General features: G+C 55.0%; 24 protein-coding genes and 1 pseudogene. 21 read left to right on the forward strand and 4 right to left on the reverse strand.

The genetic code is table 11. From position 1 onward, the window contains the following. Positions 1-2 precede the first annotated feature (2 nt). The 10 genes from ORG26_RS01185 (at position 3) to ORG26_RS01230 (ending at position 10,664) form a co-directional block, all read left to right on the forward strand. Positions 3-1,031 (forward strand): glycosyltransferase family 9 protein, encoded by a 1,029-nt coding sequence (locus tag ORG26_RS01185; protein ID WP_266366591.1) that lies wholly within the window; start codon positions 3-5, stop codon positions 1,029-1,031. 3 nt (positions 1,032-1,034) lie between these two features. Further along, positions 1,035-2,015 carry a hypothetical protein gene (locus tag ORG26_RS01190; protein ID WP_266366593.1) on the forward strand — a complete coding sequence of 327 codons (981 nt, stop codon included), beginning with the start codon at positions 1,035-1,037 and terminating at the stop codon, positions 2,013-2,015. A gap of 156 nt (positions 2,016-2,171) precedes the next feature. Continuing rightward, positions 2,172-3,065: a glycosyltransferase family 2 protein gene (locus ORG26_RS01195; RefSeq protein WP_266366595.1), complete on the forward strand. Its 894-nt coding sequence runs from the start codon at positions 2,172-2,174 to the stop codon at positions 3,063-3,065. A gap of 126 nt (positions 3,066-3,191) precedes the next feature. Next, positions 3,192-4,505: a hypothetical protein gene (locus tag ORG26_RS01200; RefSeq protein ID WP_266366597.1), complete on the forward strand. Its 1,314-nt coding sequence runs from the start codon at positions 3,192-3,194 to the stop codon at positions 4,503-4,505. A gap of 81 nt (positions 4,506-4,586) precedes the next feature. Next, positions 4,587-5,774 carry a glycosyltransferase gene (locus tag ORG26_RS01205; protein WP_266366599.1) on the forward strand — a complete coding sequence of 396 codons (1,188 nt, stop codon included), beginning with the start codon at positions 4,587-4,589 and terminating at the stop codon, positions 5,772-5,774. 8 nt (positions 5,775-5,782) lie between these two features. After that, entirely contained in the window at positions 5,783-6,970 is a 1,188-nt protein-coding gene (locus ORG26_RS01210) for a glycosyltransferase family 4 protein (protein WP_266366601.1), read from the forward strand. Further along, entirely contained in the window at positions 6,967-7,965 is a 999-nt protein-coding gene (locus ORG26_RS01215; RefSeq protein ID WP_266366603.1) for a glycosyltransferase family 2 protein, read from the forward strand. The genes ORG26_RS01210 and ORG26_RS01215 overlap by 4 nt, the downstream gene beginning before the upstream one ends. Next, positions 7,856-8,551, forward strand: coding sequence for a WcaF family extracellular polysaccharide biosynthesis acetyltransferase (locus tag ORG26_RS01220; RefSeq protein ID WP_266366605.1), 696 nt, complete (start codon positions 7,856-7,858; stop codon positions 8,549-8,551). Before ORG26_RS01215 ends, ORG26_RS01220 begins: the two co-directional genes overlap by 110 nt. Continuing rightward, the gene (locus tag ORG26_RS01225; protein ID WP_266366607.1) at positions 8,548-9,336 is read left to right on the forward strand and encodes a glycosyltransferase family 2 protein; all 789 of its coding nucleotides are present in this window, start codon (positions 8,548-8,550) and stop codon (positions 9,334-9,336) included. The genes ORG26_RS01220 and ORG26_RS01225 overlap by 4 nt, the downstream gene beginning before the upstream one ends. Positions 9,337-9,455: 119 nt before the next feature. Continuing rightward, a complete protein-coding gene (locus tag ORG26_RS01230; protein WP_266366609.1) occupies positions 9,456-10,664 on the forward strand; it encodes an MraY family glycosyltransferase in 1,209 nt (402 codons plus the stop codon). A gap of 92 nt (positions 10,665-10,756) precedes the next feature. Here ORG26_RS01230 and ORG26_RS01235 read toward each other — a convergent pair whose 3' ends face one another. Next, on the reverse strand, positions 10,757-11,302 hold the full coding sequence (locus tag ORG26_RS01235) for a YciE/YciF ferroxidase family protein (RefSeq protein ID WP_266366611.1): 546 nt from the start codon (positions 11,300-11,302) through the stop codon (positions 10,757-10,759). 150 nt (positions 11,303-11,452) lie between these two features. Between ORG26_RS01235 and ORG26_RS01240 the strand changes: the two genes are divergently transcribed. The 3 genes from ORG26_RS01240 (at position 11,453) to ORG26_RS01250 (ending at position 14,656) form a co-directional block, all read left to right on the forward strand. Beyond that, positions 11,453-11,866 (forward strand): hypothetical protein, encoded by a 414-nt coding sequence (locus ORG26_RS01240; RefSeq protein ID WP_266366613.1) that lies wholly within the window; start codon positions 11,453-11,455, stop codon positions 11,864-11,866. A 240-nt stretch (positions 11,867-12,106) separates the two neighbouring features. Further along, positions 12,107-13,204 (forward strand): hypothetical protein, encoded by a 1,098-nt coding sequence (locus tag ORG26_RS01245; RefSeq protein ID WP_266366615.1) that lies wholly within the window; start codon positions 12,107-12,109, stop codon positions 13,202-13,204. 264 nt (positions 13,205-13,468) lie between these two features. Further along, positions 13,469-14,656, forward strand: coding sequence for a glycoside hydrolase family 88 protein (locus ORG26_RS01250; protein WP_266366617.1), 1,188 nt, complete (start codon positions 13,469-13,471; stop codon positions 14,654-14,656). 70 nt (positions 14,657-14,726) lie between these two features. Here ORG26_RS01250 and ORG26_RS01255 read toward each other — a convergent pair whose 3' ends face one another. Both ORG26_RS01255 and ORG26_RS01260 read right to left on the reverse strand, forming a co-directional pair. After that, a complete protein-coding gene (locus tag ORG26_RS01255) occupies positions 14,727-15,623 on the reverse strand; it encodes a 3-hydroxyacyl-CoA dehydrogenase (RefSeq protein ID WP_266366619.1) in 897 nt (298 codons plus the stop codon). A 136-nt stretch (positions 15,624-15,759) separates the two neighbouring features. Further along, positions 15,760-17,022, reverse strand: a complete 1,263-nt coding sequence (locus ORG26_RS01260) for an MFS transporter (protein WP_266366621.1) — start codon at positions 17,020-17,022, stop codon at positions 15,760-15,762. A 212-nt stretch (positions 17,023-17,234) separates the two neighbouring features. Here ORG26_RS01260 and ORG26_RS01265 point away from each other — a divergent pair, with 212 nt between their 5' ends. Both ORG26_RS01265 and ORG26_RS01270 read left to right on the forward strand, forming a co-directional pair. Further along, on the forward strand, positions 17,235-17,507 hold the full coding sequence (locus ORG26_RS01265) for a hypothetical protein (RefSeq protein ID WP_266366623.1): 273 nt from the start codon (positions 17,235-17,237) through the stop codon (positions 17,505-17,507). Positions 17,508-17,671: 164 nt separating this feature from the next. After that, positions 17,672-17,998, forward strand: coding sequence for a hypothetical protein (locus ORG26_RS01270; RefSeq protein WP_266366625.1), 327 nt, complete (start codon positions 17,672-17,674; stop codon positions 17,996-17,998). Here the strand turns inward: ORG26_RS01270 and ORG26_RS01275 are convergent. Then, positions 17,983-21,087, reverse strand: coding sequence for an ATP-binding protein (locus ORG26_RS01275; RefSeq protein WP_266366627.1), 3,105 nt, complete (start codon positions 21,085-21,087; stop codon positions 17,983-17,985). The two genes, ORG26_RS01270 and ORG26_RS01275, sit on opposite strands and share 16 nt — an antisense overlap. 455 nt (positions 21,088-21,542) lie before the next feature. On the opposite strand from ORG26_RS01275, the gene ORG26_RS01280 reads away from it, so the two are divergent. The 6 genes and pseudogenes from ORG26_RS01280 (at position 21,543) to ORG26_RS01300 (ending at position 26,220) form a co-directional block, all read left to right on the forward strand. Next, positions 21,543-22,925, forward strand: coding sequence for a site-specific integrase (locus ORG26_RS01280; protein ID WP_266366629.1), 1,383 nt, complete (start codon positions 21,543-21,545; stop codon positions 22,923-22,925). Positions 22,926-23,133: 208 nt separating this feature from the next. Beyond that, a complete protein-coding gene (locus ORG26_RS01285) occupies positions 23,134-23,448 on the forward strand; it encodes a helix-turn-helix domain-containing protein (protein ID WP_266366631.1) in 315 nt (104 codons plus the stop codon). Between the two features lie 21 nt (positions 23,449-23,469). Further along, on the forward strand, positions 23,470-24,768 hold the full coding sequence (locus tag ORG26_RS01290) for an AAA family ATPase (RefSeq protein ID WP_266366633.1): 1,299 nt from the start codon (positions 23,470-23,472) through the stop codon (positions 24,766-24,768). 105 nt (positions 24,769-24,873) lie between these two features. After that, positions 24,874-25,056, forward strand: a pseudogene (locus ORG26_RS23620) (PG0870-related protein); the annotation flags it as partial. A 114-nt stretch (positions 25,057-25,170) separates the two neighbouring features. After that, a complete protein-coding gene (locus tag ORG26_RS01295; RefSeq protein WP_266366635.1) occupies positions 25,171-25,800 on the forward strand; it encodes a DUF6371 domain-containing protein in 630 nt (209 codons plus the stop codon). Between the two features lie 48 nt (positions 25,801-25,848). Then, positions 25,849-26,220: a hypothetical protein gene (locus ORG26_RS01300; protein ID WP_266366637.1), complete on the forward strand. Its 372-nt coding sequence runs from the start codon at positions 25,849-25,851 to the stop codon at positions 26,218-26,220. The last annotated feature ends 96 nt before the right edge of the window (positions 26,221-26,316 follow it).

Raw genomic sequence — 26,316 nt, forward strand, 5'->3', positions numbered from 1 at the left:
TTATGACAAGTTGGCAGCGATTCATTGCACTCTGGACACACCGATACAAAAAGTATTCTCACATCGGACGGAAGTTTATCCTGGCTTACCGTGACTTTCTGCGTTTCTTTTTTATTCGGCACCTTCAGGGAAAGGAAGTCGTAGCCATCATTCTCAGCGAGCAGTTTGGCGACATTGTGGCCTGCGAACCGGTTTCGCGCCGGGTTCGGGCCCTTCATCCGAAGGCACACATCATCTGGATGGTGCGCAAGCCGTACAAGGAACTGGTCGAGCACAACCCGCATCTGGACGGCTACCTGCTGGAATACTGCGTGAGCCACCGGATTCAGCTGCTGCGGCTGGGGGCTTTCGACAAAGTCTACAACCTCCACCTCTCTCACCGGAACTGCCACTACTGCGGCGGCGACCACGTGAATCCGATTGCCGACCGCCTGGACATTACCTACCATAACTACCTCCACCACGGAGATTTGCTCTACACATTCTCCCAGGCAGCGGGTCTGCCGGCGATGGACGAAGAACCGAAGGTGTACATCCCGGAGTCAGCGCGGCAGAAAATCGCGGCGCTGAACCTGGAAAGCCCCATCGTGCTGCACTGCAAGCCCAGTTATCCCGAACGCGACTGGATTCAGGACAACTGGGACAAACTGGTGAAATGGCTGCTGGAAACCTATCCGTATCCCATTGTGGAAGTGGGCCTCGAAAGCGTCGTCCGCGTAAAGGACCCGCGCATCGTCAACCTCTGCGGTCAGCTAAGCATTCTCGAAACCGCGGAAGTGATCCGAATCAGCAAACTGTTCATCGGTGTGGAAAGCGGCCCCGCCCACCTGGCCAATGCCGTCGGCGCGGAAGCCGTCATTCTGCTGGGTAAAACGGGCGTATTTGACGAATTTAACGTGTATTCGGGCCGATTCAAACGCGGCGAGGATGTCGCCATCCTGAGCCAGCCCGGTCTGTACTGCGCCACCATTCCGCTGGATTGGGTCAGACAGGCCACCGAAGAGAAACTGAATCAGCCGGTAAGCAAGTAACGAATGACTTTATTTTTCACCGTAACCACCCTACAGCAGTTACCGCAGGCGCTGGCCCTGGGCGAGAGTCTGCGCCAGCACCAGCCCGCCGACCGCTTCGTCATTGGTCTTGCCGATGATTCCGGGCAGATTCCCGCTACGTTTCAGTGTCCGTACGAACTGATTCCGGTAACGGCGCTGCCGGTGGATTTGCCGCTTCTTTCGGAAAAATACAATCCGGCGGAATTTGCCGCGGCCGTCAAGCCGCTCTTTTTGCGGCACCTCTGGCAAACCCGGCCGGAAGCGGAGCAGGTGGTTTACCTGGCCCCTTCGATCTACCTTTACCGCCCGCTGACCGAACTGACGGCGCTTTTTGCCGACTCTCCGCTGCTTCTTACGCCGCACCTGCTGCGACCGCCCGCGGACGAACAGTGGCCCGACGAGAAGTATTTTCAGAACGTGGGCCTTTTCCATGCCGGTTTTCTGGGTCTGCGCCGGTCCGAAAACGCCGATCATTTTGTGGAATGGTGGTCCCAGCGGGCTCCCGAACGGGCCTTTGTCGATTTCTGCGAAGGCATGTGCCTTGATCAGGTCTGGCTGATGATGACCGTCGTATTTTATCCGGCGACCCGAATCGTCAAAAATCCGGGCTGGCATGTCGGGCTCTGGAACCTGCACGAACGGAATCTGCGAAGCGCCGGAACGCAGCAAACGGCTGACGGCCAACCCCTTGCCTTCTTCAACTTCGACGGATTCGTGAACCGATCCCTCCTTTTTGACGGGCAGAACCGGGTTCGTCTGTCGGCTTTTCCGGTGGCTCAGGCGCTGGTCCGGGCCTACCGCCAGGTCGTCCAGCGTCTGGACGCGAACCTTTCCCGCATCGCCCCGGCGTACGGCCGGCAGGTGATCAAATACCCGTTACCGGCCTGGCGTAAATCGCTGCTGCAAAGCCTGCGGCAGACGGTCCAGTTCATCGATACGGTGGACGTTCCCCGGAAAATGTAGTCCGCCTGCCGGGCCATTGGAAAAACCTACGCTCATTTCCCGACCGGAAACTTCCGCCGGAATTGGCAGTTCGCTATCTTTGCGTTATATTCAAAAAATACAATCCTGTCGAGTTCGGTCCGTGTGACCGGCCGGAAAAATGAATTGCTACAATACGTGACAACTGCCGAACAGCCTACCCGTTCGCTCCGGGATTTTGTAACCGTTCCCCGTTTCAGTCCGGAACGCCTGTTGAGCAAGGATGCCTCCTATCCGAAAATCAGCGTGGTGACACCCTCCTACAACCAGGCGGACTTTCTGGAGCGGACGATGCTCAGCGTTCTGAATCAGAATTACCCCAATCTGGAATACTTCGTCGTGGATGGCGGCTCGACCGACCAGAGCGTGGACGTGATTCGGAAGTACGAAAAATATCTGGCGGGCTGGGTGAGTGAAAAAGACCGCGGGCAGGTGGATGCCATCAACAAGGGCCTGCGGATGACCACGGGAGACATCGTCACGTTTCAGAATTCGGACGACCTGTTTGCGCCCGGCGCTTTTGAGGCCGTCGCCAGGGCCAGCCGGAAGCAGCCGGAGACGGATGTTTTTTTCGGAAACATCTACATCATCGACGAGCACGATGCCATCCGGGAAGAACTGCGACAACTGCCGTTCTGCCTCGAATGTCAGTTGTACGAAGGCATGCAGGTACACAACCAGGCCCTTTTCTGGAAGCGCCCCCTGCTGGACCGCTTCGGGTATCTGGACGAATCCTACAGCTTTTCGTTTGATTATGAATTTGTGACGCGCCTGGGCATTCAGCCCGGCATCCGGATGGAACGCCTGATCGACCTCTGGGGCGCTTTCCGTCACCACTCGACGGCCAAGTCGTCGACCATTTCGGAAGTGGGAGATTCGGACAGCCGCCGCATCTGGAATCATTACCGCCCGCTTCACCGGACTCCGATGGGGGCCGGTTTCTGGCAAACCTTTTGCCGGGTTCGCAAAGTAACCGCCTTTATAGCGGAGGGCAACTTCCGGTACATCTGGCATCGTTTAACGTTGAAATAAAATCGTTTGAAGTTTAACGTTTAAGGTTTAAAGTTGCTTCGCCCCATCAGGGCCCCTGAGCGGAGCCACGTTAACCCTTAAACGTTAAACCTTAAACTTTTAGGACTAAATCATCATCTGCGCAATATGCTGTCAATAGCCAAACTGGACCGGATGCGCATGGCCGCTGGCATTTGTCTTGTCATCGACGGCAATCCGCTGATCTTTTTCGTGAAGGAAACCCTCGGGCTGGCACCGGGCAGCACCATCATGACGGCCGCGATTCTGGCCTTCGGACTGGTGCTGATGATTCCGACCACGGCCCTGCACAAACTCTACAAACCCAACCGGAACGCCACCCTTTTCGGCCTGAGTTTCATTGCGTTGTCCCTGTTTTATTACTTCTTCTTTTTTGCGGGCTACGAGCGCGACACCACCGACCTGATCTACGTGGCGTACATGCTCATTTTCCTGTTTCTGCTCATCAACATTCCCAACGATATCATCCGCGACATTGTCCCGGTCATTATCCTCTTTACGCTGGTTTCCAATCTGGCGCTGGTCTACGCCCTGCAGCGCGACCCCCTGTGGACCATCGGGCAGCGGGCGTTTATTTCCTACGAAACCGGCGGACCCGAACGCGGCGGTAACCCGCACCCGTTTGCCAAAAATGCGCTGATGGGCGTGATTGCCTCGCTGGTCTGGGCCGCCCGCGACAAAACGCCTACCTACGTTAAAGGGTTGTGTCTGGTCAATGCCGTTTTCAGCCTGGGTATCCAGATCCTGACCGTTGCCCGGTCGAGCTATGTGGCGCTGGCGCTGATCACGGTGCTTTTCTTTTTCTTCAACGTGCGTCCGGCCCAGGTCAAACAGGCGTTCCGGGTCCTGAAAAGTCCGCTTTCGCTGTTCATCATGGCCTGCATTGCCGGGGTCGCCATTTTCTTTCTGCGCCGGAACATGATGGTATACGACATCGTCATCCACTACGCCGTCACGAATGCCGAGAAGAACCTGGAGAACGTTTATGCTTTGCTGGGGATGAAAATGAACAACCAGGTCGTGGCCTTTGACGCTTCATCGAACACGCGTTCGGTCAATTTCAACTACTTCACGCAGCTGTTTTTCTACGGAGATATCACCAAAGTGCTGGTCGGGCAGGGGTATAAATTCATGTTCGTGGATATTCCCATCATCGAGGCGCTGGTCAACCACGGCATACCGGGACTGGTCCTTTTTGGCGGCATGCAGTGCATTCTGCTCTACCATGCCGTCAACGCCATTCGATTGAATCAGCACCCGTTCGCTACCTTTTTGGGGTATTTCTACATTTATGTATTTGTTTTGATGTTTACAAATGGGCGGCCGTACGACTATTTCATCTGGTTTCCCTACCTGCTGATGGTCCGGTTTCTGGGCGTGGAAAAGCTCCTGCCCGAGCGGCTGCTCAACCCAAATGTCTGAATGAGTCATTGACTGAATGCCGAAATCGTCGAGCCAATTATTCGGTCACCCGGTCATTCAATCCCTCAAATCTGAATCGCTATGAAGCTTTTTTTTGCCCTTGGCTCCTTCTATCCTGCCCAGACTGGCGGTGCCGATAACTCGGCCTACTGGATGGTACGGGCGCTGGCAAAGAAAGGTCATCAGGTGTCGGTGGCGACCACCAATTCGGGCCTGAAGCCCGGCGATGTCGAGTTTGACCGCTGGAAACCGACCGAATTTGGGGAAGTGGTCTACGTCCGGACGCTGATTCACTACCTGCCGCTGCGCCTTTTCTGGTACTCCCTGCGGCGGGCCCTGCGGGCGGATGTAGTGCATCTGAACGCCGTTTTTTACCCGATTTCCATTCTGCTGGGCTACGCCTGCGCGCTGGCGGGTAAACGGGTTGTCTGGTCCGTGCACGGCGAACTGGCCCCCGAGGCGCTGCGGTACAGTCCCCGGCGCAAGAAGATTTTCCTGGCCTTGCTGGGCTTCATCAAGCACCGGGCGGTTTTTCACGCCACCAGCCCGAAAGAAGCCGGTTACGTGCGGCAGGTGCTGGGCGCTTCGGTCCGGGTGAAGGTGATTCCGCTTTTTCTGGAACTTCCGCCCCGCGAAACCCGCCAGACCGGCCAGCCGTATCTGCTGTTTGTCGGGCGGCTGCATACTGTCAAGGCGCTGGACCGGCTGTTTGATGCGCTGGCGGCGGTTCCCGAATTTCGGACCGGCGGCTGGCATCTGAAAGTGGTCGGCATCGGTGAACCCGAGTACGAGAAAGCCCTTCGGGAACAGGTGAACCAACTGGGCCTGACGGACCGGGTCCAGTTTCTGGGCTTCCGGGCCGGTGAAGAAAAATACCGGCTGATGGCCAGCGCCCGGGCAACCGTGCTGCCTTCGCATACCGAAAATTTTAGCGTCATAGTCGTGGAATCCCTGTCGCAGGGCACGCCCGTTCTGGCCTCGATTCATACGCCCTGGGAGATTCTGGAAGAAACCGGAGCCGGCTGGTGGACCGACAACCAGGTTCCCGTTCTGGCATCGGCTTTGCAGAACGTCATCAAACTGGACGAAGCGGCCTGCGACGCCTACCGCGACCGGGCGTACCGACTGGCGACCGAACACTTTGACATTAAACGCCACATCGGCGAATGGACAACGCTGTACGACCAGGTTTCCCGGGGTCTGCCCGTTTCGGCCGAATCGTCGGCCGACGGTTCTTCGGCCGTCCGAAAAAAACAGCCCGTTGTCTGACTTGACGTATGAAAATACTCATCATCCATACGGTTCTCTGGAGCCATTACAAAGCCCGCGTCTATTCCGAACTCTACCGGCAGAGTCAGGAACTCGACGATGCCATTTCGCTGAAAGTGGTGCACATCGCGGCCACGGAGCGTTCGCGGGCGAAACTGGGCAAACCGGACCTGAGCCTGCACCAGTATCCCTACGAAGTGCTGCACGACGGCTTTCTAGAAGATTTTCCGTTCCAGGCCCGGCTTAAAGCGCTGATTAAAGTCATTCACGATTTCCGGCCGGATGTCATCAATACGCCGGGCTATTACGACCCGGTGGTGGTTCTGGCGACGATGTACTGCCGGATGCGGGGCATTCGGATCGTTATCTCCAACGATTCGACCTCCGACGACCACCAGCGGATTGGCTGGAAAGAGACGCTCAAACGGCAGATCATCGGCATGGCAGACGGCTTTTTCTGTTACGGAACGCTCTCGGCGGCCTACATGCTCGAACTGGGGGCGCGTCCCGAGCAGATTCTGCTCAAACGCAACGCGGTCGATAACGACGCCGTCCGGCAGTTGTTCCAGCAGTCGCTGCCCGGCCGGGCGGAACGGCTGGCGCAGGAAGGCCTTCCGGCGCGCAATTTCATTTACGTCGGCCGCATCATCGACCGGCTCAAAAACCTCCGGACGCTGATTCAATCTTTCGGGGCGGTTCAGCAGGACGTTCCGGCGGACAATCCCTGGGGCCTGATTATTCTGGGTCAGGGCGACGACCAGCCCGCGCTGGAAGACCTGATCCGGCAGGAAAACATTCCGTACGTCCGGTTTCTGGGCGGCAAATCCTGGGACAAGGTTCCGGCCTATCTGGCGCTGGCCGACGTGCTGGTGCTGCCCAGTTACTCCGAACCCTGGGGACTGGTGGTCAACGAGGCGATGGCCTGCGGGCTGCCCGTGCTGGTCTCCGACCGCTGCGGCTGCGCGCCCGACCTCGTCGAAAACGGCCGGAATGGCTTCACCTTCGCGCCCGACCAGCCCGCCCAATTGACAGAAGCCCTGCGGCAACTGGTGAAGCAGCCGGATCTGGCCCGGCAGATGGGCGAACAGTCCGCCGCCATGATTGAGCCCTACAGCCTGCAGCACGTGGCCGCTCAGATGCTTCAGGGCTTTCTGCTTGTTACCAACTACCAACCGGCATCGTTTATCCCCCAATGAGAAATCTGGTTTCGGTCATCATTCTGACCCATAACGAGGAGAAGCATCTCGCCCGCTGTCTGACGAGCCTGAAGCTTTTCACCGATCACATTTTTATCGTCGATTCCTTTTCCACCGATTCTACCGTTGAAATTGCCCGTTCGATGGGGGCTCAGGTCGTGCAGAATCCCTGGGTCAATTACGCCACCCAGTTCAATTACGGTATTGAACACAATCCGTTTCAGACGCCCTGGGTCATGCGGATGGACGCCGACGAATACGTCCTGCCCGAACTGGCCAGCGAGATTCTGACCCAACTGCCGGGCCAGCCCGAGGACGTGACGGGCATCTACGTCAAACGCCGGGTCATGTTCATGGACCAGTGGATTCGGCGGGGCGGCTTCTACCCGACCTGGCTGCTGCGGCTCTGGCGGCGCGGACTGGGCTACTGCGAACAACGCTGGCACGACGAGCACATCAAGGTAACGGCGGGCCGGACCATCAATTTTGAGCAGGATCTGGTCGATCACAATCTGAACAACCTGACCTGGTGGACCCAGAAGCACAATCATTACACCATCATCGAAATGATTGACCTGCTCGGCACCCGCTACAATTTTGGCAGCGACGACCAGCACGTGGAGCCGAAGCTGTTCGGCTCGCAGGAACAGCGGAAACGGTATCTGAAGCTGCGGTATGCCTCGCTGCCCCTCTTTACGCGCCCGTTTTTGTACTTCCTGTACCGGTATTTTGTTAAATTGGGCTTTCTCGACGGCCGCAAAGGGCTTATCTGGCATTTTCTTCAGGCTTTCTGGTACCGCTTTCTGGTCGATGCCAAAATCTTTGAAGTGCATCACCGGGTAGGCTACGACCGCGAAGCAATCATTGATTTTTTCAAAAGCGAATATGGCAAAGACCTCCGAAGCGTCGCCCGGACTGACACCGCCCGACGTGACGACGCCCGACGTGACGACGCCCGACGTGACGACGCCCAACCCGCACCCGCGGGGCGCTGAAACCGTTGGGTCAGGCCATGCTGGGCCTCGTCCTGCCGGAAAGGTGGCGCTGGCTAACTACGACAACAACTGGTACAAGCCCGGCTCCCGCTGGAAAATTCTGTTGTGGTTTCTGCTGAACCCGGTTTTTGTCAACACCTACCTGCCTATTCCGGTTGGTCTGAAAAACAGCCTGTTGCGCCTCTTTGGGGCCAAGATCGCGCGGGGCGTGGTCATCAAACCGGCCGTCAATATCAAGTACCCGTGGTTACTTACGGTGGAAAACGACGTCTGGATAGGTGAAAAGGTCTGGATCGATAACCTGGCTCCGGTCCATATCGGCGCCAACGCCTGCCTGTCGCAGGGTGCCATGCTGCTGTGCGGCAACCACGATTTCCGGAAGCCGACTTTCGATCTGATCGTCAAGTCGATCACGCTGGAGGAAGGGGCCTGGATCGGCGCGCAGGCGGTGGTCTGTCCGGGTGTTACGGTCCACTCCCACGCCGTTCTGGCCGTAGGTTCCGTGGCCACCAAACCGCTGGAAGCGTACGGCGTTTACCAGGGAAATCCGGCGGTCTTTGTAAAAAAACGAGAAATTAACGCGTGAAGGTATCCATCATAACGGTTGTCTACAACGGAGCGGCCACGCTTCGGGACTGCATGCAGTCCGTGCTCAACCAGACGTATCCAAACCTCGAATACATTGTCGTTGACGGCAATTCCAGCGACGGAACCCAGGACATTGTGCGTTCGTATGGCGACGCCGTTAGCTGCTTCGTCTCCGAAGCGGACAAGGGCATTTACGACGCCATGAACAAGGGCATTGCGCTGGCGACGGGCGATGTCATCGGCATTCTGAACGCCGACGATTTTTACAGCCACGACCGGGTCATCGAGAACGTGGTCAAAACATTTCAGGCTACCGGATGTGACGCGGCCTATGGCGATTTAGTCTATGTCAGTCAGGAAGATACCCAGCGGGTTACGCGGTACTGGAAGGCCGGGGTCTACCGGCCGGGCGCTTTCCGCTGGGGCTGGATGCCGCCGCACCCGACTTTCTTTGTCAAGCGGGAGCTGTACGAAAAATTCGGCCGGTTCACTCTTCAGTTCCGCAGCGCCGCCGATTACGAGCTGATGCTCCGGATGATCCACCGGCACGGCGTCCGGGTCGGTTACGTCAACGATGTGCTGGTGAAGATGCGAACGGGCGGGGTCAGTAACCGGACAGTCAACAACCGGGTGGCGGCCAACCGCGAAGACCGGGAGGCGTGGCGGCTAAACGGTTTAAAACCTTATTTTTTTACAATTTGGCTTAAACCGCTGCGGAAGATATTCCAGTTTTTACCGGGCAACAGGCCCGATTTATCCAACAGCGGCAAAACCGTATCCTAAAATTCATTATACGATAAACCGCGAACGGTTGGAACGGCGCTTTATTCTTGTAACCTTTGCAAAACGTAGCGACCCATCCGTACAACAAAAATACAGAACACCAACACTTGCACTAGTTTATGAATCCGGATCTCCTGGTAGCCTATATACAGAGCAAACTGAACGACGAGTTGTTCAAGCTCGGTCTTTATCAGAGTATTCTCTCTTTTCTGGTTGCCTGTTTTGTATCCGTCGTTTCGATCCCCGTTGTCATCAAGATTTCCGAACTGAAGCACCTGATGGAGAAACCCGGGGAGCGCAGCTCGCACAAAACGGCCACCCCGACCTTTGGCGGCATCGCCATCTTTGCGGCCATCCTGATCAGCTACTTCCTGTGGCCGGCCATTGACCAGACGGACATCTACCGGACCAACCTGTCGATCGTCGGCATGACCATCCTGTTTTTTATCGGCATCAAAGACGACCTGGTGGGCATCGACCCCAACAAAAAGATTTTCTTCCAGATTCTGCCCTCGCTGATTCTGATCTTTTTCGGGGATTTACGGATCGACTACCTCTACGGAATCTTCGGCTTCCACCACATCAACGATTTCTTCGCCATCGCCATTACCTGCTTTATTTTTATCGCCCTCATCAACGCCATCAACCTGATTGACGGCATCGACGGGCTGGCGGCGGGCATTGCCACCCTGGCGAGTGCCACCTTCGGCGGGTGGTTTCTGCTGACCAATCACTTTGCGATGGCCTGTCTGGCCTTCACGCTGGCGGGTTCGCTGATCGGCTTTCTGCGGTTCAACTTTTCCAAGACGAGCAAAATCTTCATGGGAAATACCGGGTCGCTGATTCTGGGCTTTCTGCTGTCTTTCTTCGCCGTCCGGTTTGTGAACCTCAACAACACGTTCCGCTTTGACCCGACGGCGTTCTACAACGCCCCGGTGATCGCCATCGTCGTGCTGATTGTGCCGATTTTCGATACACTGCGGGTGTTTCTGGTGCGGATTCTGGCGGGCAAATCGCCTTTTGCCGCCGACCGGAACCACATGCACCACATTCTCATCGACAATGGCCTTTCGCATGCCGGTGCTACGGCGGTGCTGTGCATCATGTCGCTGGTGAACACGGTGCTGTTCTTCCTGCTCCACAAGGACATTACCAATACCGAATCTCTGTTTATCCTGATCGGCCTGTTCCTGCTCTACCTCGGAACGGGCGTGTTGCTGAAGATGCGGGTGCGCGTGCGGGCCGTAGACAAAAGCCGCCGCAAAGGTCTCTACGTAAGGCAGTTGCAGAGCTCGGTCTTTCGAAAGAATCTAATCAAGTACTTATAAGAGTTAAGAGTTAAAAATAAAGGCTCCGCCGGGATGAACCCTAATTGGCGGAGCCTTTACTTTTAACTCTTAATTTTTAACTCTTAGCTCTTTTACATTTCCTTCGCTGCCCGCTGGTTCACGTAGGATTCCGCGACCTGCGTCAGTTTGGCGTCCGTTTTCTTTTCTTCTTCCAGCGTCTGCTCCAGCAGTTGGGCGGCCTGCGTGTATCCCAGCATCTGAGCGAGTGTCCGCAGCGAACCATACGAGGCAATTTCGTAGTGCTCTACCTTCTGGGCGGAGATAATCAGCCCGGCGTCGCGGGTCAAGGTGCCCGCTTTGGTGTCGCTGATGGTTTCTTCGCTTTCCTCAACCAGTCCGTCCATCGCTTCGCAGGTAACCTCCTCCGCTTCTTCGCCAATCGAGTTGAAAACCTGCTCCAGACGGCCGACCTGCTGCTGCGTTTCAGCCAGGTGCGTACGGAAGGCGGTTTTCAGTTCGCTCGACGTGGCGGCCTCCTCCATGCGGGGAAGCGCTTCGGTCAGTTTGCGTTCTGCGTAATAAATGTCTTTCAGCGTGTGAAGAAACAGCTCCCGCAGGGACGTTTCGTTGTCGCCGCCCTTGAAGAAGTCGGCGACCTGATCGGTAATTGATGCCATTGTTCGTTGAGTTAATTAAAATGGTGTGACTACACAAGGAATTAACCCCGGTCCGGCAAAAATGTTCGTCGGATGCTACTCTGTGGGCTGACTGAACAATTGACGGCCCAGCGGGTTCTACTACCACTAAACCAAACGAGTCAAACACGTATGGAAAGCAATCCAGATAACAACCAGGACCGAATTCAGGACGAAGGGACCTTCCAGGAAGGCGGTACTTTTTTAACCGATACGTATTCCGATTCTTACGGTCAGAACCAGTCCGATCCGTACCCCGGCTCCGGGCCGGAAAGGCAGGCCCTGCACGATGACGACGACATTCCGCCCCTGTCGGAAGCCGATACGGCACCGATGTTTACCGACCTCGGCATGGGGGCCGAAGATCCCTACAACAAAGCCGGCGACGAAGCCATGGATACCATCCTGCATACCGATACGCATACCTCCATCAACACCGCCGAGATGCGTTCCAACTCGCTGGCCTACGATGGAGAAAGCGACGACCTGACGATGGACATTGACAAGGATGATGAGATCAATCGCCTGGACGAAATGAACCCCTAGCGCTTCCCAGCCCATTTTTATGCCTTAAAAGCCGACTCGCAAGGGTCGGCTTTTTTGCTATTTATTAATATATAAAGATATGCCAAACTGCTGTTTTACAGGCATTTAATTTTGCTTTTACCTGAATTTTAATGCAACAATCTCGCAATAACCTACTTACTTTGTATGTTATCAATTGAGAGTGGTAGCGTGGCGTGAATTTTGCTTCGGTTCTATTGACCTTATTACCACCGTAACGTTATGAAAAACCTACTGAAACTGGCGGGCCTCGCGGCCCTGCTTGCCTGCGCCTCTACGGCCCAGGCTCAGAACCGGTACATGCCGGTTACCCTCGTTAAAAACAGCGGCGATACTCTTCGCGGCTACCTCAACTCCCTCCACGATTCGCGGCAAGTCCTGTTCCGGGGCAACAAACGGCATGGGCGCGAACAGCGACTTTCCCCGGCAGACCTCCGGTCTTTTCAACTCGACAAAGAAAATTACGTCAGCCGCACGGTCCGGTACCGTCTTGGCGACCGCACGCTCGAACGCCGGGCTTTCCTGCAGATTCTGGCCAGCGGACAGACCGCTTTGTACCGCCTCACCGAAGGTATGGGCCGGGTTCTGTTCTTCGTGGAACGGAACGGCAAACTGATCGAACTCGAAAACTACAAACCTGATCCGCTGCCCGGTCCGGACGGCAAAGTCAAACCGACCGAATACGTTTATCTGACCGTCCTGAACGACGTCCTGAAACCGGAACGTCCGCTGACGCGCGAAACTCGCTTCCGGCAGGAAGACCTGGTGGCCGCCGTGTATCAGTCCAATCTGGATGAGCATACCGCCACCGCCCGCAAGTACGAAGCCCACAACCGCAAATCCATCGGCGTTGGCGTTAAGTACGGCGAAAATCTCTCGACCGTGCAGGTGCAGGAATACCAGGGCACCGTCAGCACCATGCGCGGAAAAGTGTTCGGGGCCTTCATCGACGTGCCGCTGGAGGGCCTCGACCGCCACCTGAGTCTGCGCTGTGAAGCCCTGTTCAGCCAGAAAAACACGCTGGTCGGCTACAATGACGAACGGCGCCTGAATTACATCGACTTTGCCGCCATGCTGCGCTATTCCTCCCCCAAAGGGCTGATCCGGCCTTATGTCGGCATCGGGATTGTCAGTGGTGCGACCGGGGCCAAACGGAGTTCGTTTCTGGCCTATAAGCCCAAAAATGGTGTGGCCGGTCCCCTGGCCGAAGTCGGTTTGCAGACCCGCAACGCGTTCTTTGGCATCCGGGCAGAAAGCCTGATGCGGGACACGCGGATGTTCCAGCAGGTCTTCAGCGCCTCCACCGGCTTCATGTTCTGACCGGACGACCCATACATTGAGCAAAAGCAGGGAGCGATTCCTGCTTTTTGCGTTTCCGGCGTTCCCGAAAACCTGTTCCTCCCCGACGGTTCCCGCCTGATTTCCGGTTTCGGGCAAGGATGCGGTCGATGAAGTCAGTATTTTTTACCCCGCTGGCTCCTTATTAGACGTTGACCGACCCGGCCCGCCGCTGAGCGCATCGGCCGAAGGGCACCGAATCGGAAAACATCAGAAAACGCATAGTCATACACGTACCCTTTTTCTATGAAAAAAATAGCCCTTTTTGTGGCGCTGCTAGGCATCGGCACGGCGAAGGCCCAGCGCCCGATCAACGTCCGGGAAGAGTTTGCCTTTGCCGCCAAACAGTACGAGCAGATGCTCAAAGCCCACCCCGACACCACCAAGTTTCCGCAATCGACCAACCCCGACGGCAGTCCGCGCAACATGTCCTCGTCCTGGTGGTGCAGCGGCTTTTTTGGCGGCTCGCTTTGGTATCTCTACGAATACACCAAAGACCCGGTCTGGAAGGACGCCGCCCACCGCTGGACCATGGCCGTGGCCAAGGAACAGTACAACACCCGCACCCACGACCTGGGCTTTATGCTCTACTGCCCGTTCGGAAACGGCTATCGGCTCACCAAAAATCCGGCCTACAAGCCCATTATGCTTACCGGAGCCAAGTCGCTGGCGACCCGCTTCCGGCCCGATTACGGCGTCATCAAATCCTGGGAAACGTTCAAGGACCGGGCTGGACAGCGGTACGATTATCCGGTGATTGTGGACAACATGATGAACCTGGAGTTCCTGTTCTGGGCCGCCCGCGAATCCGGCGACAAGCAACTCTATGACCTCAGCGTGGCGCATGCCGACAAAACGCTCGAAAACCACTTTCGCCCGGATGCCAGCAGTTACCACGTCGTGCTGTACGGCGATGGCGGCAAGGTACTGGCCCGGCGGACGCACCAGGGCTACGCCGACGAATCGGCCTGGGCCCGCGGACAGGCGTGGGCGCTGTACGGCTACACCACCATGTACCGCGAAACCAAAGACAAAAAGTACCTGACGCAGGCCCAGCGGATTGCGGATTTCTACCTGAAACACCCCAACCTGCCCGCCGACAAGGTTCCCTACTGGGATTTCAACGCGCCTAACATTCCGAACGAAGAGCGGGACGCTTCGGCGGGGGCCATCGTGGCGTCGGCCCTGCTCGAACTGAGCACGTATTCGCCCAAATCGAAAAAGGAATATTTCTCGGCGGCGGAGCAGATTCTGCAAAGTCTGGCCAGTCCGGCCTACAAGGCGAAGCTCGGCGAGAACAACTACTTCCTGCTCCGGCACAGCGTGGGTCACAAACCCGGTAAGAGCGAAATCGACGTGCCGCTGGTGTATGCCGATTACTACTTTCTGGAAGCCCTGCTGCGGTACGACGCGATGCAGAAAAAACGCAGTTGATCCCTGTCTTTCACTAAAAAATCCCTTCCGGACGGCGCTTCGGAAGGGATTTTTTATTTTCGGAAAGGACTTATTTCAGAAAATCGGGGTTCTGGTAAGCCGGATTGGGGTATTTGTAGAAGCCTTCGCCGGTAGCGACGCCCAGTTTTCCTTTGTCGATAAAATTCTCCTTGATCGCCTGGGCCGCCTGCTGCATGGCCTGATCGCCCGTGGCATCGGCGTTCATTTTGGTGATGTTGTAGGCCGTGGTCAGCCCGACGACATCGTAAATGGCAAACGGCCCGGTTGGGGCGCCGGTGGCCTTCATCCAGGTCCGGTCGATGGTTTGCGGGTCGGCCACGCCTTTAAAATACAGTTCGAGGGCCGCCCGCAGGAACGGCACCAGCAGCGAATTGAGCACGTAACCGGGCTGCTCCTTGTGAATCGGAATCGCCATCATGCCGATGGCTTTGGCGAAATCGACCACAATCTGGAAGTTGCCGGGATCGGTGCCCGGATGGCCCATGATTTCGGCCGTGTTGTTTTTCCAGATTTCGTTGGCAAAATGCAGCGCCAGAAAACGCTCCGGCCGACCGGTTTCCGCCGCAATCTGGCTGGGCAGCAGGGTCGAGGAATTGGTACAGAAAATGGTCTTTTCCGGCGCCACTTTTCCGAGCTGGGTGTAAAAATCTTTTTTGATCTGAATGTTTTCGGGAATGGCTTCAATGGCCAGATCGGCATCACGGACCGACTCCGCCAGGTCGGTCGTGTAGGCTAACCGGCTCATGGCCGCTTCGAGTTCTTCCGGTTTCGCGCCCAGATCCTTTTGGTACCGCCTGCCCAGCTCGGCGAATTTCTCCTTTGCTTTCTGCAAAAACTCCTCTTTGATGTCGTAGACCACGACGTTGAATCCGTGATACGCCGTCTGAAAGGCAATCTGTCCGCCCAGAACGCCGGACCCGAAGACAGTGACATTTTTTATTTCCATAACCTGTTCGTTGTGATAGCCTGCGACAGGACCGGATTGTGTCAACCGGGCCGCCCTGAAAGGTCACAACGAGATGCGACGGGGAAGTTGGCCCGAACGGAGGTTATTGGTGATGGAACGGTCTGGGTGCGCCGCGTTAATGAATCGGTTCTGCCGGCTGGTTCACGGCATTCTTCTGCACCACCAGTTTATCGACCCGGTACACAAAAAAGATGCAGAGGACAAAGACGAGGGAGACCACGTAGCCCAGCGTGTCGAAATGCTCGATGGGGCGGTTCCGGTCCGGCTGCGTGACGATCAGGCCGCCCGCGATGGCGGCGACGCCTCCGGCCATCTGCTGCAGGGAGGACGTGATGCTCATATAGGCACCGCGGTCACGAAGGTCGGGGACGCTGGTGTTGAGGGTGGCCGCCGGGATCATGCGGCTGGTTACGCCGGTGAGCATCACGATGTTGACGGCGACCACGATCCAGAGCGGCACCGGCGGGATGTTGGTGTAAACAAGGGACGACAGGATGGCCAGCACCGAGCCGACCGTGAAAATCAGAAATTTGCTGTACCGATCGCTGAGCCGACCGATCAACGGCATTACCAGAATCGAGGAAATCCCGGTAAACATGTACACCAGCGGCAGTTCTTCCTGTTTCAGCCCCACGTTGTTGATCAGAAAAGCACTGGTAAACGGCATCAGCATAAATCCGCCGATGGACAGAAAGGCGATAGCCAGATAGCCCGTCTGGTAGCTTTTGACCGTGAGAGTGTGCCACAGATGCCGGAAGGCGTTGTTGTCCGACTGAAGCTCCAGGTGGGCCGTAACCGGGGCCATTTTGACCAGAACGGCCACAAAAATGACCGAGGCCAGCAGCACGATCATCAGAAAGGCGGCATGCCAGCCCCAGAGCGTCGCCAGGTACAGGCTGATGGGAATACCCAGCACGGAACTGGCCGCAAAACCCATCTGAACGGCCCCCATCACGCGTCCCCGCTGGTTCAGGGCGAACAGGTCGGTGATGATGGCCATCGAAACAGACCCGATCACCCCGCCAAACAGGCCCGTCACGATCCGGGCCGACAGCAGCATCCAGAAACTATCGGCGAGGCCACAGAAAAGCGTTCCCACGATAAAGCCGGCGTAGAAAAAGAGCAGCAGCTTCTTCCGGTCGTAGCGGTCGGCAAAGCCCGCCGCCAGGATTCCGCCCCCACCGGCGCTGAAGGCATAGGCCGAAACGACCAGTCCGAAGCCCGTCGGGCCCATGTCCAGCGTCTTCATCAACAGGTCTCCCAGCGGAGAAAGCACCATGAAATCGAGTACGACCGTAAACTGCAGCAGCGCCAGAACACCAATCAGAAATTTCTGGTACGTCGTAAAAGCCGGGGCGGTGAGCGGGCGGGTTTCCATCAGGGAGAGCTTGTGTAAGGGTTGCGACTTCCGGGTATGTGACCCGCCTCCGTCTAAACGGAAGCGATCCAGACCAACAGCGGTTTTGGGCATTTTCCGCTCCGGCAAAGACCGGGTGTAATTTTTGCAGGATGCATCCTGCGCGTTTTCCTGACTGCCGGGACAGACAATCAGGCGACAAAGCTATCCAAAAAAGCAACATTTTCCACTTAATGCGTACCATTGATACCCTCACCCGTGACGAGTGTTATGCGGTTTTCAGGCTTGCTTTCGGGCAGGACCCGGACCAAGACTTTGAGTTTGTGAACCTCTCTCCCGTAGACGGTTTCTTCCCCGGCCAGACCACGATTACCGACAGCCGGCTGGCGCTGCACCTGTGCGACGACCGCAGCATAGTGGCGGCCAACTGGTGCCTGAATCTGCCCCTGCCGTTCAACGAAAACGAGGTCCGGCGCTACCTCCGGCAGGTCGGCCTCCCGGGGTGAACGGGCAAAATATTCGATTTTTGTGCGCAGGGCAATGCATGAAAACCGGTACATTTATTGCTCAGGTTGTGGCAGCCGCCCGGCTGAAGGGAAACTCCTTTCCTTCCGGCGGGAGCAAACGGGCGTTGATTCCCTGATTATCCGCCACTTACTTGTACTCACCAATGAATTACCTGCGTTTTTTTGCCCGGGCCCTCCGCCTTGCGTTTGTAGTCCTCTGCGTTCTGTGTACCGTCTTTTACGGCGTCCGGCATATTCCTCTGCGTTTTTCTTTTCTTTCCAAAATACAGACCTGGTTTCCGGCGGCTGGCTGGCTGTATGCCCACGCCGGACTGATTCTGGCGGCGGTGTTTCCGTTCTTCGGTCTGCTGGTCTTCGGCTGGATTGACCGCGATGCCACCAACCGGCAGAAAGCGCGTGAGCAGGCCCGGCGGCGGTCCGTGAACCGCCCGGTCCCCGAACTCGAAGCCGTCGATCAGGCGGGCAGGTAGATGGAAAAGGTAGTTCCCCGGCCGGGTTCGCTGCTGGCGGTAATGTAACCGTGGTGATTCTCCACAACCTTTTTGCAGATGGCCAGCCCGATGCCGGTTCCGGAATAACTGGTTTTGCCGTGCAGACGCTGAAAGATCTGGAAAATCCGGTCGAGGTACCGTTCGTCAAAGCCGATTCCGTTATCCTCGACATCCAGCCGGTAATACGGCTTTCTGGCATCCAGGCCCACTTCGGTCGGGAGGTTCCTGCCGTTGACTTTTTCGGCCCGGATGCGGACCAGCGGCGGCACGTCGGGGCGGCGAAACTTCAGGGAATTGGTAATCAGGTTCTGAAATAACTGCTGCAGCTGCATGCCGTCGCCCAGCAGAACGGGCAGCGTATCCGACTGCACCCGACCGCCGCTTTCGCCCAGCAGAATGTCGAGGTCCTGAACGATGCCGTCGATGACCGTGGACAGCATGACCGGGGTCGGGCTCAGCCCTTCGTTAGATACCCGGCTGAACATCAGCAGGTCGTGGATCAGCGACGACATCCGCCGCGAAGCCGCCTGCATCCGGCCGATCAGGTCCTGGGCCGGGCCGCCCAGTTGCTGGGCGTACCTTGAATTGAGAATATCGCCGAACGACTGAATCTTGCGAAGCGGTTCCTGCAGGTCATGCGAAGCGACGTAGGCAAACTGGCGCAGGTTTTCGTTCGAGCGTTCGAGGTCACGGTTTTTGTTTTCGAGCGTCTGCCGGTACTGGTGGTTTTCGGTCATATCGACCGCGGCCACGATCAGCCCATCGTCGAATTTCACAATCTGAACGGCCGTCCATCCCCCGTTTCGTTCCAGTTCCAGCGTCAGCGGTTCCCCGGTCTCGACAACCCTCGCGTACCGATTCAGAAAAGCCGGGTTCCGGAAGGCCGGTTCGATTTCCCGGACGGTCATCCGGTAGAAATTTTCGCAGGAGTTGCCCAGCCACTCGCACGCCTGGCTGTTGACCAGTTTATGCCTGAAATCAATGATTTTTCCGGTATCGCCGGACCCTTCCGGGTTTTCGCGAATGGCTTCGAGCACCAGAATATTCACCGGGGCAACGTCAAGAATGGTCTGCAACAGATTGGCCGTGCGGCGGTGCGCCACCTCCTCCTGCTTGGTCTGTGAGACATCCAGAAAGGAAAACAGCACAAGGTCGCCCGCCGGAACGATGGAAAGGTCAAACCAGCCGTTGATGTTGTCGTGCCCGTACGGAACCGTGCGGCGGATGGATTGTCCCGTCCGGGTCACTTCGGCCATCCAGTCAAAAAGGCCGCTTTGGCGCGATTCGGGAAAGAGCGTCAGCTGGGTGCCCTGCCGGAATTCTTCCGGCGTATAGCCCGATACGGCCGCATTGATGTCGTTGACGAGCAGAAACTTGAGGTCCGTTACTTCGCCCGCCTCGTCGCGTAGGGGCTCCAGCAGGGCAATGCCGGAGTGAATGTTGTCCACGACGGTATGCAGCAGCGATACGGTTCGTTCCTGACTCAGAAGCAGATTTTTGCTTTCGGTAATGTCCACAAAGTTCACCAGCAGCTCCTCGCCAAACCGCTTGGCCGAGATGTCGAACCAGACGTTCAGCCCGTCGCCCGTGTAGAGAAATTCGAACCGCTCGGACGCTTTGCGCTGGTAAATATCGCGGTAGCGGTCAAACAGCCCATTCTGTAGGTAAGCCCCGAAAAACTGACTGGCGACGCTCCCCTGCAGCGCTTCCGGCTCCAGGCCGACCAGCGCCCCGACCGTATTGTTTACATCCGTAAAACGAAAATCGGTGATCTGGCCGATCTCGTCCAGGAGAGGCGTCAGGATAAACAACCCCGTTTGCGTCGTGTTCAGGACCGCCCGCAGGCGGGCAGCTTCCTGTTCCTGTTTCAATTTCAGACTCTGCAGGTCCGTTATATCACTGTAGGTCAGCGTCATGCCATCCGTTCCGTGCAGGGTAGCGGTTACTTCGTAGTAGCGGCGCTGGTCGCTGGCGTCCAGGAGGCAGGATGCATTCTGCCCTTCTTCCGCAACGGCGCAAAGCCAGGAGAGCAGATTCAGGCGTTCCTGTCCGCGGGGAATCTGGCTGTAAGGCAGTGTCAGCAGGGTTTCGCGGGAGAAGCCGGACTCCCGCACCGCCGTTTCGTTAACGTAAATGGCCTGAAAATCGACCGGCCGCCCGGTGGCGTCGCGCAGAATGCGGTAGCGGAGAATGCCGTTGGCCGAACTGTTCAACACGTCGTTGTACTCCCGGGACTGCTCGTCCAGCCGCTTGGAAGCCTGCTGAAGGGCCAGCTGCGACTTTTTCCGTTCGTCAATATCGGTAAAGGTCACGATCACCCCGTCTTCGGAGAGAGTGGCCGAAAAGTCGAACCAGCGATCAAGAAGGTCCGAGTAGCCTTCCCGGGAAAAGCCTTCGTTGGTAGCAGCAACGGCCAGCAGCTGTTCGAGCAGGTCGTGCTGCGCGGCCGTATCGTCGGTGCCGCTCAGGCAGGTCCGCCAGGTCTGCGAAAGAATCGTTTCCTTCGAAAACGGCACGTACCGGAGGCCCGCCTCGTTGATAAGCACAGCCTGAAAGTCGTACACCTGCCCGGCTTCGTTTCGAATCGTTCGGAAGGAAATCACTCCCTGAGACGCGCCGTTGAGCGTATGTTCAAACAGGCTGGCCTGCTTTTCAATGCGGCCGGCCGCCCTTTTCAAATCCGTAATCAGGTCGTAGGTGACCGTAACGCCGTCGCCCAGAGGAGTAATGGAGACTTTAAACCAGTCAGGTTCTGTGCGGCCGGGAAGCGTGCGGTGGTGTTCTACCTGCACGGGCTGCCCCGTTTCGATGACCTGCCGGAAGTAATCGGGCAGGTAGCGGGTCCATGCCGGACCAAGAACTTCCCGGAGTTTCTGCCCTACCAGGCCGCAGCGGTTCATCAGTTGCTCGGCCACGGGGTTGACCAGCACAAATTCGAAGTCCTCAATCTGCCCCTGTTCATCCCGGACGCTTCTGAATACGGTTATTCCGCTGAGGGAGGTGTTCAGGATACTTTGCAGAAGGTCGCTGGAAGAGAACTGGGGGGTGCTATGGTTGGAATCTTGCATGACATTACTACCCGTTACGGAAAAAGGGAAAAGCTTGATTCCGCAAACGGCTCCAGATCGGGTGAGCAATAATCACTAAAGGGAAATCACCGCCGGGAATTACTCACAAAGTAAACCCATAGAATCGGTCCAACCATGCCGAAAAGCGGTTAAACTTTAGTTAAAACCTCGGGGAAATTCGGTGTCCGGCTCCCAGCCGGATAATTCCGGAAACCGGGCCATAAAAAAGCCGCTCTACGACGTCGTAAAGCGGCGGGCGCGATCCCGTTTGGATTCGAACCAAAGACCGTCTGCTTAGAAGGCATACCATTGGATGTTACCTTAACTTATAAGCACTGGCAAAAACAGCCAAAAATCGCCATTTTGAGCATTTTTGTTTGTATACCCTGGTATCAGTTTTCATCTTTTAATTATCTTTATGCAAACCATAGTGCAAACCGACCTGCAAACCACTTATGAGCCGCACAACTTCACACAAAGAAGGCACTGCCCGCGTAAAGATTGTTTACTTCACTTCCAAGACCCTAGCTGACGGGTCGCATCCCTTCGTTGTTCGCATTCACAAAGACAAAACCCGCCAGCACATTAGCACCGGCTTAAGCCTTCACCCCAAATACTGGAACCCCGAAAAAAACGAAATACGGCGAAGCTATCCTGAACCCCACCGGGAGAACTTGATTAACGCCTTAAAGAAGCTCGAGGAAAAATATACCAAAGCCGCCAAAGATTTAGCCGCTCTGGACGAATCCCATGACGCCGCTGCTGTGGCCTCGAAAGCCGCTGAAAGCCGTCAGAAAGTCCGTAGCATTAAACTGCTGGCCTATATGGATGAACTGGTCGAAGCGATGGTTAAAAGCGGCCGACGTGGCAACAGCATCGTGTACCGGGACCTTCGTAATCAGATAGCCGATTTTCTCACTGTCGAGTTTGAGGGTTCCTCTGACATTACTTTTGCCGAGGCCAATGTCCGCTTCTGTAACCAGTTAGAGACTTTCCTTCGGCAGCGCGGTAACATCGACAATACCCTCAGCAATCGCTACCGTACCTTAAGGGCTGTCTTCAACCGAGCTATCGCGGAAGGAATTGTCAAGTCTGAACACTACCCTTTTGCCAGAAATACCGCTGAGAAGCATAAATTCAGCATCGGCAAGTTTGACACCACCACTCAGAAAAGAGCCATCAGCCGGGAAGAAATACGGTTAATTGAAGCTTATGAGCCAGTTGGGGTTCATACCGCTGAGGAGTTTAAAGGTAAACGAAATGCCAGAGCTATTGCCCGCATTAAGAATGAAGCCGAGATCGAGCGCCTGCGGCTGGTGAAAGCCGTCTTCCTGTTTTCGTTCTATGCTGGGGGTATCAATTTTGTTGATTTAGCCCAGCTTCGATGGGAGAATCTTTCTTATGACGCCCAAGGCGGTTTACGCCTGACTTATAAACGGCAAAAAACGGGTGGTAAGTTTTCGTTTGCTTTGCTGAAACCGGCAGCGGCAATTATTGAGCAATTCAAGCCCTTGACCTTTGACGGTCCCGCTAGCTATATCTTTCCTATTTTGGACCACAAGCGCCACAAGACCGACAACCAAACGGCCAACCGCCTCCACAAGATGAGCGGGCAAGTAAACAAAGACCTCAAAACTATTGGTGAGCGCCTGGGAATTACTATCCCTATCACCACTTATGTCGCCCGCCATTCGTTTGCCACCAACCTTCGCCAAAGCGGAGTATCCACCGCTGTCATTAGTCAGGCAATGGGCCATAAATCCGAATCCGTGACGGCCGTCTACCTGGAATCATTCGCTAACGAGATGGTGGACGAGGCAATCAGAAACTTACTTTGACCGCCTTCCACATTTACACAATTGCACATTTCCACATTTCCACATTTCCACAAGAGCCATCAAACGAGTGGCTCTTTTTTATTTTTTCTACCCTTATAACTTAAATTCAAACATTATTCAAAACACAAAAATTATTTTATTTACCAACAGATATTGACTTTTACCAATAATGATGATAACTTCATATAAACCAAAACTTATATCGCCTATGGCACAATCAATCACTTTTGAACAGATGCCTAAGTATATGGCCTACTTAGTCTCTATGGTCGAAGAGCTAAAAAGAGAAGTAACGCACCTTCGAGAGTCTTCCACTACCCCTCAAGATGAATTACTCACTATTGAGGAGGCTTCCGCCTACACCAATCGCTCAGTGGCTACCCTTTACAAGGATGTGCAAAATCGATCCATCCCTTTTGCCAAGCGCGGAAACCGGCTCTTGTTCAGCAAATCAGCCCTTTATGCCTGGATGATTGCCGGGACTATAGTTACCGTAGAAGACGCTACTGAAGCTAAAATTTAACTCACGCAAACCAGTTAAGGTATGAAAACAAATGTCCACCTGAGCGACCAAAGCGCTTCAGGAATTATTACCGATACGGCCCGTTTAAGAGCAACTATTGAGGGGCTAAGAGAATCTGGCCCCATTCCAGCCACCGACTTATATACCCATGTGGTGGAACTGCCCTTGCAGCCCCTTCACGTCAGTCCTGAACCCGTACGGCACTTTGTACATCGGCCTAAACAGCCAGTCAGCGATGATGGAGAAGTCCTTAGACGCTTGAAAGAAAAAGAGGCCAGACTGAAAGAGCGGGCCTGTGCCGAAGTGGTTTTTTCCCCCTCTCTAATCAGCCGACAAGGAGTGGGCATTGTGGGACGAGGCACTCTCAATGTGGTGCAGGGACGCCATGGCTCACACAAGTCGAGGATAGCCGAAACCTTATCCGCACTGCTGCTGTCTACTAACCCGATTCCGGCCCGCAACCTCGACTTTGAGCGAGGAACTGACGAGCCAATTACGGTCTGCTATATCGACACCGAAAGGAACAATACCGAAGAATTACCCAAGGCCATTCAAAACATCAAGCTTAAGGCAGGGTATAGCCTGGGAGAGACACCGGATAACTTCCGCTTCACCAGCATTAAAGATAATCCCCGTAGTCAGCGACTGCTAGCAATACGGCTATTTATTCAGGAGCTACGACGTTCTACTACGGACCACCTGTTTGTGGTGCTGGATGTGGTCACCGACTGTGTGGGCAGTTTCAACGATGACAAAGAAGCCATGGAACTGTTCGACTTTGCCGGTAGACTCTGCGAAGAGTTTAACTCTACGTTCCTGCTGGTAATCCACGAAAATCCTGGCTCAGAGAAAGCACGAGGCCATGTCGGGACAGAAGCTATTAATAAGGCCAGCACAGTCATCCAGATCGGCTACGAAAACGAGAACAACGACCTCATCCGGCTCAAGTTTCTCAAGCTTCGACACGGCAAGAAACCAGCCCAGATATACCTCAAATACGATGATACCGAAAAGGGATTAGTGTTGGCCCAAGACGACGACGTGGCACAACACCTGGACAATCGCAAACAAAAGGCGGGAACCGACGAAATCCGTCAGGAACTGGGATGCTTACTGGCAGAGGGGCCGCTGAGCCACTCAGCCATCATCAAGGAACTGATGGACCGCTTTTCGGCGAGCGATAGGACCGTACGGGACCGACTATCCGAGGTAGAGAAACAGCCGCTCATCATTTGTCCGGATGGATTCAAAGCAAGCCTGTTGAAGTACCGCCAAGACCGGCATATGTACTATAAACTTGAGCCGATTGCTTCCAAATAAAGAACGCAATGCACCATGGCAAACTGGCAACCGCCTATATAGGGCCTTGCCAGTTTGCCAGCCTCAACACAAAAGGTAATCATCTGTTAGATAAACCGTTACGAAATGGCAATACACCGATATATTTTAGAGCCCTATTCCGGTCGGTCGTCCCGATATGAATGCCCGCAATGTGGCAAGCCTGAGCGATTCAGCCGGTACATTGATACGCAGAGCGGGCAGCACGTTTCGCCCCTTGTTGGCCGGTGTAGCCGCGAAAACAATTGTGGCTATCATCTAAGTCCACGTGACTTTTATTCGCTAAATCCAGATGAGTACAAGCATTTTGCTGGCTCCATAACTCCCCTGGAACCAAGTCCTGAAATCATCTCTTTCCTTTCCCCTAAATTGGTAGAGGATAGCATGAAGGACTACGGACAGAATAATTTAGCTCGGTTCCTGAAGACCATATTTACTGAACAAAAAGTGGCCGAATTATTCAGTCGGTATTATGTCGGCACATCGGAGGTATGGCCTGGTTCAGTAGTGTTCTGGCAAGTAGACACAACTGGGCGTGTCCGCACTGGCAAAGTCATGCAGTATAATGCCGATACTGGTAAGCGAGTGAAACATCCCTTCAACCATATAACTTGGGTACACAAGAACGAGCCAGCAGGCGCGAGATACAAGCAATGCCTATTTGGTGAGCATCTACTGTCCTCCCACCCCCAAGCTCCGGTTGCAGTCGTAGAAAGTGAAAAAACCGCCTTAATTGCTTCGGTTTACTTCCCCCAATATGTCTGGTTAGCCTGCGGTGGTCTGGGTTTTCTAACACATGAAAGGTGTCTTTCCCTTAAAAGCCGAAGTGTCTATCTATTTCCTGATTTAAAAGCCTATGAAAAATGGCAGCATCAAGCCAAAGCGCTGCAAGAACTCGCGTCTTTCCAGGTGAGCAATATTCTGGAACATGTTGCAACTACTCAGCAAAAGCAAGATAGTTTAGACTTAGCAGACTTTTTAATATACTGCCAAGTCCCAAACCTAAAGGCTTAATAGCCTGGATTCGAAAATATTTTCTTACACTAAAAATTAATTAAAGATATGAAATGGGAAGATTATGACCGAGTGGGTCTCCCTTTTGGGTCAATGTTTTTGTCAGAAGCTATTATAAAGCGCCAGTTAGAACATGAAAAGTTGATCTCTCTGTTAGATGAGCACGTTACATTTAAAGGTATGTTCTCAAGAAGAAAAACAACCTGTGGACCTACTGGCCTTTATAACACTAAACCAAAGAATGTTGATATGGCCGCAGAACTGGTAGAGATAGCGCTAAACTATGAACCAGCTCTCTACGGAACGAACCCCAATGACGAGGCTTGTAACATTACGGCCTTACTTCTTGCTTATTTAACCGAGCCTAATTTAAGGGTAAAGATTAACGAGATAATAGCTCCACATTTGCGTAAAAGTTAAATAAATGTGCTAAAATTCAAGCCGTGCATTCTGTACGGCTTTTTTTGGGTCCCTCTCAGACCGAATCCATGCGGGCGTCCTCGACCCCAAAATCAC

The sequence above is a fragment of the Tellurirhabdus rosea genome (genome assembly GCF_026278345.1).
GTDB lineage: Bacteria > Bacteroidota > Bacteroidia > Cytophagales > Spirosomataceae > Tellurirhabdus > Tellurirhabdus rosea.